We start from the raw sequence: 10813 nt of genomic DNA on the forward strand, positions 1-10813 counted from the left end.
GGCCTCAGGAGAGGACGGCGGGCTTGAGGGTCCGGGCGCACCACTGCTCGAAGCCGGTGGGGGAGGCGGTGTCCGGAGTACGGACGACACCGGCGTCCAGGCCCTGGTCCTTGGCCCGCTTCATGTCGACGATGCCCCGGACGAACGCCTCGTTGAGGCCGTAGTGGACGAGGGTGGTGTACAGGTCGTCGAAGGCCTGGCGCTCGTAGCGGACCGGGCGGCCGAACTGCTCGGTCATGATGCGGGCCAGGTCGTTGGGGGACAGGTCCTGCGGCCCGAGGACGGGCACGCTGCCGTTGCCGGTCCACGAGCGGTCCAGCAGCAGACCGGCGGCGACGGCCGCGATGTCGGCGGCGGCGACCAAGGGGGCCTTGCGGTCGGCGTCGACGACGTCGGTGAAGACGCCGGTCTCGCGGATCGAGTCGGCCTCCTCCAGCAGGTTCTCGAAGAAGGACGGGTTGGCCAGGGCCCGGTAGGCGACACCGCTGTGGGCGATGAGGTCGTCCAGCGCGAGCGAGGCGGTGACCAGGCCGGCCCGGTCGGCGAGCGGGGTGCCGCGGCCGAGCGCCGAGACGCCCACCACATGGCCGACGCCGTGGTCGGCGAGCGCCCGCACGGCGGGTCCGCTGAAGCCGCTGTAGGCGTCGTGCGGGGTGAGGGAGGCGTCCGGCGGGGCGAGCCAGAAGACGGCGTCCGCGCCCCGGAAGGCCCGGTCGACGACCTCGGCGTCCCCGTGCGAGCCGGCGATCACCTCCACGCGTCCGCGCGCCGTGTCCGGAAGCCGGGCGGGGTCGCGCACGACGACGCGCAGTTCCTCGCCCGCGGCGGGGGCGGACTCCAGGAGCCGGGACAGCAGCGGACGGCCGATGTTGCCGGTGGGAGCGGTAATGACGATCATGAAGAACCTCGTGGTTCGTGCCGGTCGGTAGGCCCCCATCCTGCTGACGACTCCAGTGCTGCCACAATGGGAACTTCGGCACGCAATCATTGACTGAAATGGAATGATGCTGGTGAGCAGCCCGAATCCGGTCCTCGACGCCAATCTCGCCGTCGCCCTGGACGCCCTGCTGGCCGAGCACAGCGTGACCCGCGCCGCCGCCCGGCTGCACACCTCGCCCGCCGCCATGAGCCGCACGCTGGCCCGTCTGCGCCGCACGCTGCAGGATCCGCTGCTGGTCCGGGCCGGCCAGACCATGGTCCCCACCCCGCGCGCCCAGGCCCTGCGCGAGGAGGCCGCGGCCGTGGTGCAGCGCCTCGGAGCCCTGCTCAGCCCCGGGACCGGCGTCGACCCCGCCACCCTGCGCACCACCTTCACCCTCCAGGCGGCCGACCTGGTCGGCGCGGCCCTGGCCCCCGGGCTGCTGCGCCTGGCGGAGCGGGAGGCGCCGGGAGTCTCGTTCCGGCTCCTGGCCGAGGAGTTGGAGGCCGGCCCGGCCCTGCGTGACGGGCGGATCGACCTGGAGGTCGGGTCCATCGACCACGTGGACCCCGAGACCAGGGTCGAGGAACTGGTGGGCCTGCGAATGGTCGCGGCCGTCCGGCCCGGCCATCCGCTGACCGAAGGACCCCTGACCGCGGCTCGGCTCGCCGCCGCCCCGCACGTCGCGGTCAGCCGCCGGGGCCGGTTCACCGGCCCCCTCGACACCGCTCTGGCCGAGCAGGACCTCCAGCGGCGGGTCGGCGTCGTCCTCCCCAGCCACCTGGCCGCCATGACCCTCGCCGCCCGCAGTGACGTCGTCTGCCTCGTACCGGCCGCACTCCCCGGTGCCGCGCCCTCGCCCCTGACCGACGACGCGCTCGCCCTCGGACTGCGCCTGCTGGACATCCCGCTGGCACTGCCGCCCGTGACGATCGGCATGGCGTGGCACCCGCGCCATGCGGCCGACCGGGCCCACCACTGGCTTCGCGACGCCGTCCGCCGGACCTTGGGCCCACCCGGGAACCCCGCTGCCACCTGAGAGGCCGTCCGCGTCCGCGTCCGCGTCGGTGATGGGTGGCCGGGGGGCCGTGCCGCCCCGGCCACGCCCGACGCGTGGCGGTCGGGCAGGGCGGGCCCAGGGCCGCCGCCAGGGGGGACGGCGACGGTCCTGGGAACCGCACGGGCGTCGCGCGCTCATCCCGGCCGGCCCGGGGGGATGGCCCGGTCGGGAGGTGCGACGCCCCGACGCTCTTCTGACCCCGATCACGTCGGGCAAACACCGTCGGGCGACCGAGTTCGACACCGCCCCACCACGCTCCGGCCGGCGTCCTGCCCCCCGCGCCGGGGGCCGTCGTCGGCGCACGGTCCGCTTCGGCGCCCGGCAGCCCGGGGCGGATCCCGGCCCGCGACTCCGGCGGCATCGGCATCAACGGCACTTCGCCGCACACTGGACACGCCGGTCGGTCGCTCCGGGCCCGCGGCATTCCTGACCAGTACGATCGGCGCCGGTGAAGCGGTGCGGGGCGGAGCCACGGACGGCGCCCGCCGAGGACCCGCCTCCGTCGCCGGAGCCGCGCGCGAAACCAGTGCTCGGCACGCCCGCCGGTCGAGCCGTTCCGCGCCGCTTCGGGGGCGTGACCTCGCCCTTCGCGCGGACCGCCCCAAGCCCCTGCCGTCCGCCCGTGCCCCTGGGAAGGAATCCGCCATGACCTACGCCGTGGACTTCGGCACCGTATCGACCGTCGGTCTGGAGTCGTCGCCCGTCGCGGACGCACTCGCCGGCCTGCGGGCGAACGAGGCCCGCTACTTCAAGAACAAGTACGACCACGTCTTCACCGTGGAGCCCGCGGACCAGGCCGCGGAGGTCGTCGACTGGGTGCACCGGATCCTGCGGGAGGAACGCGAGATCGTCATCGCGTCCAGGCCCCTGGAGGCCACGTCCTTCCAGGTCGAGGACATCCGGATGGCCTACGTCTTCTACGAGAGCGGACTGTCGGTCAACGTGATGTACACCGTCGACGACGCCAGGAAGCGAGCGGTCGGGTTCAAGCTCTCGGACGGGATGGACGTGCCGGAGGAGCTCGCCCAGCGGTTCAAGTTCGCCCGCCAGAAGTCGAAGCTCGCCGGGACGATCCGTGGATCGTACTTCGTCATCAAGAACGAGTACTGAGCCGCGCCCGAGCCGGAAAGGGATCTTGCGGAACCCGACACAGGGCCCGAGGCCTGCCGCTGTGGGCGCACCTCGTGAGCGGCGGTCGCCGGCCTGCCCGGCGGCCGTCGCCGGCGTCGCCGGTGGCCCCGGGGAGCTATGCGGACCGCGAAGCGCTGTGCCGGGGGCACGCGCAGGGCGGCCAGGTGCTCTTGGCGAGCGGCACCGGGGCCACGGGCGCGTACTCCTCCCGCCGCTCGACGGCGTCCAGCGGTCGCCCGTCGGCGTCCACCCGGTACGTGCGGATCCACATCCGCCCCGTCGTCCGGCCGGACCTCGCCGTGGGCCTCCCGCCGCGGACCGGGCCGTCGCCGGCACTGCTGACCATGGAACCCTCCTCTGACCGCCTCGGCCTTGAGTTCAACAAGTGGACGAACAAACTGTTCGATTGGCCTCTGCTTCCTTGAAGGTACGCCAGAGCTCGCCGATTTCGAAGGATTCCGCAGCACCTTCTCAGTCGATCATTCGACTCATGAAGCAAGCCGCCGCCGAGCGTGATGGAGCGAATACGGCAGGTGAGAGCGCGGCCCGGCCGAGTACCGCGGCCCGCCCGCCGCGCCGGGCGCGGACGGTCGGCTGGGGACCGGGCGCCGCAGCCCACCCGGCGGCGGTCAGGAGGTGCGGACGAGGGTGTCGTCCACGGTGAAGGTGGTCTGGAGCGAAGGGTCCTCGGCGCCGGTGAACGTGATCGTCACGGTCCGGCCGGCGAACGCGGACAGGTCGTAACCGCGCAGGGTGTAGCCGGGAGCGGCGTCGAGGTTGCTGAAGGCGGCCAGCGTGGTGCCGTCGGCCGACACCGTCAGTCTGTCGTACGCGGTCGCCCCGGACTCGGCGGTGCCGATGTGCAGGTAGAAGCCGAGGGTGGCACGGCAGCCGGCCGCGAGGGCGACCGACTGGGACAGCGTGTCGGTGTGGGACGAGCCGTAGCCGCCGAGCCAGGCCTTCCAGCCGCCGCTGTGGGCGGGCTCCCGACCGGCGTTGTCGATGACGCCGGCGGTCGTGGTCCAGGGCGCGGCGCTGCCGGTCTCGAAGCCGGGATTGCCGAGCAGCTGGATGCCGGTACAGCTGTCGCCGGTGCCGGTGGCCGTCCACCCGGAGGAGGGCGATCCGGACGCGTCGGAGGTGGCGGCCGCCGCGCCGGGTGGGGCGACGGCGAGCAGGCCGGTGGCCGCCACGGCGAGCGCGGTCAGGACGGCGAGGAGTCCGCGCGGCCGCGACGGACGCGGGCTGCGGGGGGAGTGGTGGCGCAAAGGTCGACCCTCCGTGGGGCGAGGGCGCGGCCGGTGCCGGCGGGGGTGCGCGCCGGTACGGGCTCGGGCCCGTGCTGACGGTACTCGGCATGTGCGGGCCCGCCCCGGCGGTCGGCCGCGGGCCGGCTGGTGCGGCGCGCTGTACTGGGACCGGGGCGCCCTGAGTCTGAGGGGGCGCCTCTCACCGTCGGGGCCGTGACATGCGTGCGGGATGTCGGCGGACCCACCATCTGCTGAAGTGGTCATGACGTTACTGACGGGCCGTCGGATCCCTCAAGGAGCTGCGCACAGCCTTTACCGCGCCTTGCCCATCACTTGCCCGGCGGATGGGACGGGTTCGCCGGGCGGGCCGGAGCGGAGCCCCCGGCCGGTGTGCACCCCGTCCCCGAATCGGCATCGCGGCAGCCGGGTTGGGGTTAGCCTGTCGATATGGTTGCAAACTACAAAGAAGAAGTGGCCATGTACGACGCGGAGTTCGTCAGCGCCCCCGCGCTGATCCTCCGGTCCCTCGCCCGCGACCCCGATCGGCCGGCCGTCACCACCGCCGACGGTGCCACGGTCACCGCGGGCGAACTGGTCGACGCCACCTACCGCCTGGCCCAGGAACTCCTCGCCCGGGGCGTCACCCGGGGCTCTACCGTCTCGCTGCTCAGCGGCAACACACCCGAGGCGCTCAGCGCCCGTTACGCCGCCGGACTCGCCGGCGCCCGGCTGGTCAACCTGTACGACGGCATGAGCGCCTCGGTGCTCGCCGAGATCGTCACGAGCGTCGACACCGCCGTCCTCCTCGTGGATGCCGAACGGTACGCGAGCGCACCTGAGTTGCTCGCCCTGGTCGACGTACCGACCGTGCTGACCCTGGGCCCCGGCCCGGGGGCGGTCGGCGGGGACGCGATCGGTGAGGACGTGATCGCCGCCGCCGCCCGCCGGCCCGCCGAGCCCCCGGCCGTGCGGGTCGGCCCGGACGACGACCTGGGCATCCGGCACACCGGTGGTACCACGGGCATCCCGAAGGGCATCCTCAGTCTGCACGGCCCCTACCGCAGGGTCTTCGACGTCCCGTTCGGCCCGCAGGGTGACAAGCGCCGCCTCCTGGCGGCCACCTCGCTGGCCCATCTCGCGGGCGTGCTGGTCGATCTGACGCTGTATCACGGCGGTTCGGTGTTCCTGCAGCGCTCCTTCGACCCCGGGGAGGTGCTGGCCGCCGTCGAGCGCGAACGCATCACCGATCTGTGGGTCCTGCCTCCGCTGCTCTACCGGCTGCTGGACCACCCGGCGATCACCGGCACCGACCTGTCCAGCCTGGAGCGGATCCTGTACGGCGGCTGCGTCGCCTCACCGACCCGGGTCCGCGAGGCGATCAAGGTGTTCGGGCCGATCCTGGCGAGCGGCTACGGGATGTCGGAGGCGCAGAACATCGCCGCCCTCGGCCCGCACGAGCACGACCGGGTCGGGCACGGCGGCCGGCTCTCCGTCGGCCGCCCCCTCCCGGGCGTCGAGGTGGCGATCCGCTCCGGCGACGGCACCGAGCTGCCAGCCGGTGAGCTGGGCGAGATCCACGTCCGCTCGCGCACCCTCATGGCGGGGTACTGGAAGCGGCCCGACCTCACCGCCGAGGTGCTGCGCGAGGGCTGGCTGAACACCGGCGACATCGGCCACCTCGACCAGGACGGCTTCCTCTACCTGGCCGACCGCCTCACCGACAAGATCATCGTGGTCGGCGGCCACGTCTACCCCTCCGAGCTGGAGGACCTGCTCCTCACCCACCCGGCCGTCGCCGAGTGCGTCGTCCTCGGTCTGCGCGACGCCCAGCAGGCCGAACACGTCCACGCCGTGGTCGTCCCCGCCCCGGGACACCACCCGGAGCTGGACGAGATCCGGTCCTTCGTCACCGCCCGCCAGGGCCGCATCTACGCCCCGGAGGCCCTGCACCTGGTGCCCGAGATCCCGCTCACCCCCGTGGGCAAGCCGGACAGGAAGCGCCTGCGCGACACCCTTCCGGGCTGACCGGGCCCAGGTGTGGCGCTCGCTCCGCACCGGAGGCGGGCGCCACACCCGGGGTGGTGCCCGCGGCCCCGGCGGCCGCTCCCGAGCCCGCGGCCCCGCTTACGCCCTGCCGCCGAAGTAGACCTGCACCTCGTGGATCAGGCCGTCCCGCACGGTGATCGCCTCGACATTGCGGTACCGGCCGCCGGTGCCGAGCTCGTATTCGTACTGGACGAGGACGAGTTCCTCGTCGGCGGGCGTGACGCGCAGCAGCCTCTGCTCGCTGAAGCGCCCGGCGGTGGGGAAGCACCGCTGGAAGAACGCCTCCTTCTCGATGTGGTCGTCCTGCGGGCTGGTGAAGGTGAAGTCGTCGGCGTACAGCGGCAGGGCTGCTTCCCGGTCCTGTGCCCGGTAGTGGCGGAACGCCGCTTCGACACCGCGGCGGGGCTGGTGTTCATCGAACCTCCGTGGTTCCTCGGGCCGCCGAGTACTCTGCCCGGCGAAGCTTCGGCAGACGTACCTCGCCCACCGCCGGGCAAACCCGGGGGCCCGCCCGGCGGCCGGTTCCGCGGCCCGAGGGGTGTCCCGGGCCGTCAGCGGGTGACCGTCACCGGGGATCGTCTCGCCGGTCCCCTGTGCCGGCGAGACGATCCTGGGTCGGCGCCGGCTGTCAGCGGGCGCTGCCCAGGTTCCGGTCACCGTCGGCGCCTTCGAGCATGAGGGTGGTCTCCTCGATGCGGCGGAAGCGGCCGTCGGGGGCGAGTTCGGCGAAGACGTAGACCTCGATGCGGACGACGGAGGCGTCGGCCTTGACGATCTCCATGGTGTGGCGGTCGGCGTACCGGTCGCCGTCGACGAGCTCGTCGTGGACCTCGACGGAGCCGCCGGTGACGACCGTGCGCAGGTGGGCGATGTGGGCGAGGAACTCGGTGCGGTCCGCCCACTCCCCGTCGGTGCGCTGGCGGTAGTCGGGGGCGAAGTGCCGGTCGGCGGCCTCGGCCAGGTCCAGGCCCGGGGTGAGCAGCAGGTCCGTCAGGGCGGCGCGGATGTCGGTGCGGAGAGTGGTGCGGTTCATGGGAGTTCCTTCGGCCGGGTGCGGGCGCGTCCCGCTGGGGACGGTTCGGAGAAGCGTGCTTGAAGCACGCTTATCACTGTAGCGGAAAAGCGTGCGCAACGCACGTAATTCCCGGGGGATGAAACGGCCGCCGGGGTCTACCAGTTCGCCCAGAGGACGTTCCAGCCGCCCAGTCCGTTGTCGGGCGCCACGGTCTTCTCCTTGGTGTTCACGACCGTGACCACGTCGCCGATCAGGGAGTTGTTGAAGAACGCCCCCGCGACGGAGGTGTCGCTGCCGCCCTCCACGTCCTTGAGCGAGACGCAGCCGTGGCTGGTGTTCGCCTTGCCGAACGGGTCGCCCTTGTACCAGTAGTTGCCGTGGAGGTAGGTGCCGCTGCTGGTGAGCCGCATCGCGTGCGGGGCGGCGGGGATGTCGTACTCGTCGCCGAGGCCGACCGTCCGGGAGTTCATGTGGGTGACCTTCTCCTTGGACATGATCACCATGGTGCCGCCCCACGAGGGGTGCTTGTCGTCGCCGAGCGTGGCGGGCACGGTGGTGCTCCTGCCGTCCCGGACGGTCGTCAATGTGTGGGCGGCCGAGTCGGCCGTGGAGACCTGGGAGCGGCCGACGGTGAACGGTTCGTCCCTGTCCACGTCGCCGTAGACGCCGGGCGAGACCTCGACGTTCTTCAGCCGGTAGTGGATCGTCACCTTGGTACCGGGCTTCCAGTAGTCGGCGGGGCGGAAGTCCAGCCGGTCGTCGCCGAACCAGTGCCCCTTCACCTCGGTGCCGTTGTCGGTCTCGAAGGTGATGCCCTTGGCGACGGCGTCCTTGTTCGTGATCTTCTTGCTGAACTCCACCTTGATGATCATGCCCACGCCGTAGGTCTGGCCGTCGGCGATGTTGTCGTTGGTGGAGACCTGCTTGTCGGGCGTGCGGGTGGTGAAGGTGCTCGTGGAGGCGGCCGCGAGGCCGTCGGCGTCCAGCGCCTGGGCGTTCACCGTGTACGCGGTACCGGGGGCGAGTGCGGCGGCGGGCTTCCAGCCGGTGCCGTCCGCACTGATCGAGCCGGGGACGGGCGTGCCGTTCTTGTCGGTCACGTCGACGCTGGTGAGCCTGCCGTGGGAGACGGACACCTGGAGCGCGTCCGGTGCGACGCCCCGGGCGCCGTCCTTCGGCGCGACGTCCAGCACGGCGGCCGAGGTCTTGGGCAGGGCCGTGGCCGTGGCCGCCGGCCCGTCGGCGGCGGCGGTGCCCGCTGCCCGGGGGGCCTCGTCGCCCTTGCCCCCGTCGTCGCCGCAGGCCGCGGTCAGCAGCAGGATGCCGCCCATCGTCAGCGCCACCGCGCCGCGGTTGAAACGGTCGCCGGGGCGTATCGCGGTCCGGGGTGCCTGAACAGTGCTCACTTGTGCTCCTCTTCGGTGTTCGCCGGAAGCTTCTCGGCCGCTTCGTCCCAGCCGCAACGGCAGCCGGGCGATCTGGGACGCGGGGACGGCTTTACCGGCTTTGAGCTGGGAGGACGTAACCTTCCTGGGACGCGTCCACGGGACGGCGCAACGGCGAGACCGGCCTCGGGAACCGTGGGACGGTGAGCGGCGTGCTTCTCTTCCGAAGATCGCTTCACGGTGATCCGGCCGCGGCGGGGCGCCACAGCGCCGAGTCCGACCGCCGGAAGCGGCCGGAGACCGTACGGCGCGAGCACTGCGGACAGGGAAGAGCGGGGCGGAGGAACGGTGGCGGAGGGGTTGGGGGAGATGGGGGAGCGGGACGAGCTCGCCCGGCTGCTCGGGGAGCTGAAGAGCCGCTCGGGGCTCAGCTACGGGGCGCTGGCGAAGAGGCTGCATCTGAGCACCTCGACGCTCCACCGTTACTGCACCGGCGACGTGGTGCCGACGGAGTTCGCCCCGCTGGACCTCCTCGCGCGGCTGTGCAGGGCGACGCCGGAGGAACTCGTCGAGCTGTACCGACTGTGGGTCATCGTCCACGCGGCGCGGGGGAGCAGGACGTCACCGGGGTCCGGACCGGCCGATCCGGCGGGGACTCGGACGGAAGCGGCGACCTCGGTCGCTCCGGTGGCACCGGTGATCTCCGTGACGCCAGAGGCTCCGATGGTCTCGGTGACGCCGGAGGCTCCGGACCCGGGAGGTGCCGTCGAGGTGGGGCCGGTGGTCGCCGACCGCGTCGGACCGGACCCGGTTCCCGGGGCCGCGCAGCGGCTCAGGCGGGTCCGCCGGCGGGGAATCCTGGCCGCGGTGACGGTCACCGCGGTGCTGGCTGCCGTCGGGGCCGTCGCCACGGGGCTGGAGTCGTCCGCGGGCTCCCCGGCCCCGGGCGCTGACGACTCGCCGTCCGCCCCGGCCCCGGTCTCCGCCCCGGCCCCGGTCTCCGCCTCCGCCTCCGCCCCTGCCTCCCCGTCCGCCGGAGCGGGTCCGGGCTCGCCGGGGCCGACCGGCGGGGCGGACACGAGCCCCCCGTTCACGGTCTCGGTCCGGCCGTCCGGCTGGGACAGCGCCTGCGACCAGTACGTGGTGGACCGCCCGCCGTCCGAGGTCCCCCGCCCGCCCGAGCTACCGGACGTGGCGGGCTGGGTCTCCCAGGTCGGCGCGGTTCCCGGTCACTACCAGTCGATCGAGGTCGTCGTGCAGGGCACCGGCAAGGACACCGTGGTGCTCTCGAAGCTCAACGTCCGGGTCGTCCGGATCGGGCCTCCCCTCGCCTGGAACGCCTACTCCATGGGCGAGGGCTGCGGCGGTGGAGTCGACGTCCACTCCTACGACCTCGATCTGGACGCGGTCCGCCCGCGGGCGGTGGTGACCGAGGGCAGCACCGGTCTGCCGGTCAAGGTGAGCGAGAACGACCCGGAGGTCATCGAGGTCTCCGCCGAGACCACCTCGCACGAGGTGAGCTGGTACCTCGAACTGGAGTGGTCGAGCGGCGACCGGAAGGGGACGGTCCCGGTCGACCTGGGCCACGGCACGCCGTTTCGCACCAGCGCGGTGAAGGGCCGGCCGCTGTTCGTCTACCCGATCGGCGGGCACGCCTGGGAGCCGAGTCCGTTCCAGCAGTGACGGCGGCCCGGCGCGCCGCGCACGGACGGCAGCGGGGAGTCTGAGCCGGCGGGGCATGGGCCCGGAGGTGTGGGGCAGACGGCCGGTGTCCGTTCCGGAACCCCTGGGAGGCGCACATGACCGTGAACCTCGTGCTGTTGCTCGGCCCGCTGGTGCTGGCGGCGATCCTGGCCGCCACGGCTCCGTCCCCGGCGCATCACCACCGGCGGCCACGGGCGGCGGTGGTCCGGGACGACCGGATCCGCAGGCCGAGGCACGCCAGGCCCTCCCGCCGGGGTGGTTCCGCCTGACAGCCGCTCGCTCCGGAGCCTGACGTCGGCCAGC

Annotated in this window: 11 protein-coding genes; 5 read left to right on the top strand and 6 right to left on the bottom strand. The window is 73.1% G+C overall.

Going from position 1 to position 10813, the window contains the following annotated elements:
* Positions 1-4 precede the first annotated feature (4 nt).
* Positions 5-898, bottom strand: coding sequence for an NAD(P)H-binding protein (locus tag ABZ495_RS13935; protein ID WP_359806739.1), 894 nt, complete (start codon positions 896-898; stop codon positions 5-7).
* A gap of 103 nt (positions 899-1001) precedes the next feature.
* On the opposite strand from ABZ495_RS13935, the gene ABZ495_RS13940 reads away from it, so the two are divergent.
* Together ABZ495_RS13940 and ABZ495_RS13945 are read left to right on the top strand one after the other, a co-directional pair.
* A complete protein-coding gene (locus ABZ495_RS13940; RefSeq protein WP_359806741.1) occupies positions 1002-1958 on the top strand; it encodes a LysR family transcriptional regulator in 957 nt (318 codons plus the stop codon).
* A 666-nt stretch (positions 1959-2624) separates the two neighbouring features.
* Positions 2625-3089 carry a phage tail protein gene (locus tag ABZ495_RS13945; RefSeq protein ID WP_352298337.1) on the top strand — a complete coding sequence of 155 codons (465 nt, stop codon included), beginning with the start codon at positions 2625-2627 and terminating at the stop codon, positions 3087-3089.
* Between the two features lie 136 nt (positions 3090-3225).
* On the opposite strand, the gene ABZ495_RS13950 is transcribed toward ABZ495_RS13945, so the two are convergent.
* Positions 3226-3456: a hypothetical protein gene (locus ABZ495_RS13950; protein WP_359806744.1), complete on the bottom strand. Its 231-nt coding sequence runs from the start codon at positions 3454-3456 to the stop codon at positions 3226-3228.
* A gap of 283 nt (positions 3457-3739) precedes the next feature.
* On the bottom strand, positions 3740-4378 hold the full coding sequence (locus ABZ495_RS13955; protein ID WP_359806747.1) for a hypothetical protein: 639 nt from the start codon (positions 4376-4378) through the stop codon (positions 3740-3742).
* Positions 4379-4807: 429 nt separating this feature from the next.
* Between ABZ495_RS13955 and ABZ495_RS13960 the strand changes: the two genes are divergently transcribed.
* A complete protein-coding gene (locus ABZ495_RS13960) occupies positions 4808-6385 on the top strand; it encodes an AMP-binding protein (protein ID WP_359835863.1) in 1578 nt (525 codons plus the stop codon).
* A 99-nt stretch (positions 6386-6484) separates the two neighbouring features.
* Here the strand turns inward: ABZ495_RS13960 and ABZ495_RS13965 are convergent, their stop codons facing one another.
* From ABZ495_RS13965 to ABZ495_RS13975, 3 genes are all read right to left on the bottom strand, one after another.
* Positions 6485-7063, bottom strand: a complete 579-nt coding sequence (locus ABZ495_RS13965) for a nuclear transport factor 2 family protein (RefSeq protein ID WP_359835865.1) — start codon at positions 7061-7063, stop codon at positions 6485-6487.
* On the bottom strand, positions 7035-7439 hold the full coding sequence (locus tag ABZ495_RS13970; RefSeq protein ID WP_359806753.1) for a nuclear transport factor 2 family protein: 405 nt from the start codon (positions 7437-7439) through the stop codon (positions 7035-7037). Before ABZ495_RS13970 ends, ABZ495_RS13965 begins: the two co-directional genes overlap by 29 nt.
* Before the next feature lie 137 nt (positions 7440-7576).
* Positions 7577-8827 carry an Ig-like domain-containing protein gene (locus ABZ495_RS13975; protein ID WP_359835867.1) on the bottom strand — a complete coding sequence of 417 codons (1251 nt, stop codon included), beginning with the start codon at positions 8825-8827 and terminating at the stop codon, positions 7577-7579.
* 348 nt (positions 8828-9175) lie between these two features.
* Between ABZ495_RS13975 and ABZ495_RS13980 the strand changes: the two genes are divergently transcribed.
* Positions 9176-10489 (top strand): helix-turn-helix transcriptional regulator, encoded by a 1314-nt coding sequence (locus ABZ495_RS13980; protein ID WP_359806757.1) that lies wholly within the window; start codon positions 9176-9178, stop codon positions 10487-10489.
* Positions 10490-10605: 116 nt separating this feature from the next.
* Positions 10606-10779, top strand: coding sequence for a hypothetical protein (locus tag ABZ495_RS13985; RefSeq protein WP_329485234.1), 174 nt, complete (start codon positions 10606-10608; stop codon positions 10777-10779).
* Positions 10780-10813: the final 34 nt, after the last annotated feature.

This window comes from Kitasatospora sp. NPDC005748 (genome assembly GCF_040630735.1).
Taxonomy (GTDB): Bacteria; Actinomycetota; Actinomycetes; order Streptomycetales; family Streptomycetaceae; genus Kitasatospora.

Excerpts from the sequence above, each read along its gene's own strand:
- ABZ495_RS13935 (WP_359806739.1), bottom strand. The coding sequence starts at position 898 with ATGATCGTCATTACCGCTCCCACCGGCAACATCGGCCGTCCGCTGCTG.
- ABZ495_RS13940 (WP_359806741.1), top strand. The coding sequence starts at position 1,002 with ATGATGCTGGTGAGCAGCCCGAATCCGGTCCTCGACGCCAATCTCGCC.
- ABZ495_RS13945 (WP_352298337.1), top strand. The coding sequence starts at position 2,625 with ATGACCTACGCCGTGGACTTCGGCACCGTATCGACCGTCGGTCTGGAG.
- ABZ495_RS13950 (WP_359806744.1), bottom strand. The coding sequence starts at position 3,456 with ATGGTCAGCAGTGCCGGCGACGGCCCGGTCCGCGGCGGGAGGCCCACG.
- ABZ495_RS13960 (WP_359835863.1), top strand. The coding sequence starts at position 4,808 with ATGGTTGCAAACTACAAAGAAGAAGTGGCCATGTACGACGCGGAGTTC.
- ABZ495_RS13970 (WP_359806753.1), bottom strand. The coding sequence starts at position 7,439 with ATGAACCGCACCACTCTCCGCACCGACATCCGCGCCGCCCTGACGGAC.
- ABZ495_RS13980 (WP_359806757.1), top strand. The coding sequence starts at position 9,176 with ATGGGGGAGCGGGACGAGCTCGCCCGGCTGCTCGGGGAGCTGAAGAGC.
- ABZ495_RS13985 (WP_329485234.1), top strand. The coding sequence starts at position 10,606 with ATGACCGTGAACCTCGTGCTGTTGCTCGGCCCGCTGGTGCTGGCGGCG.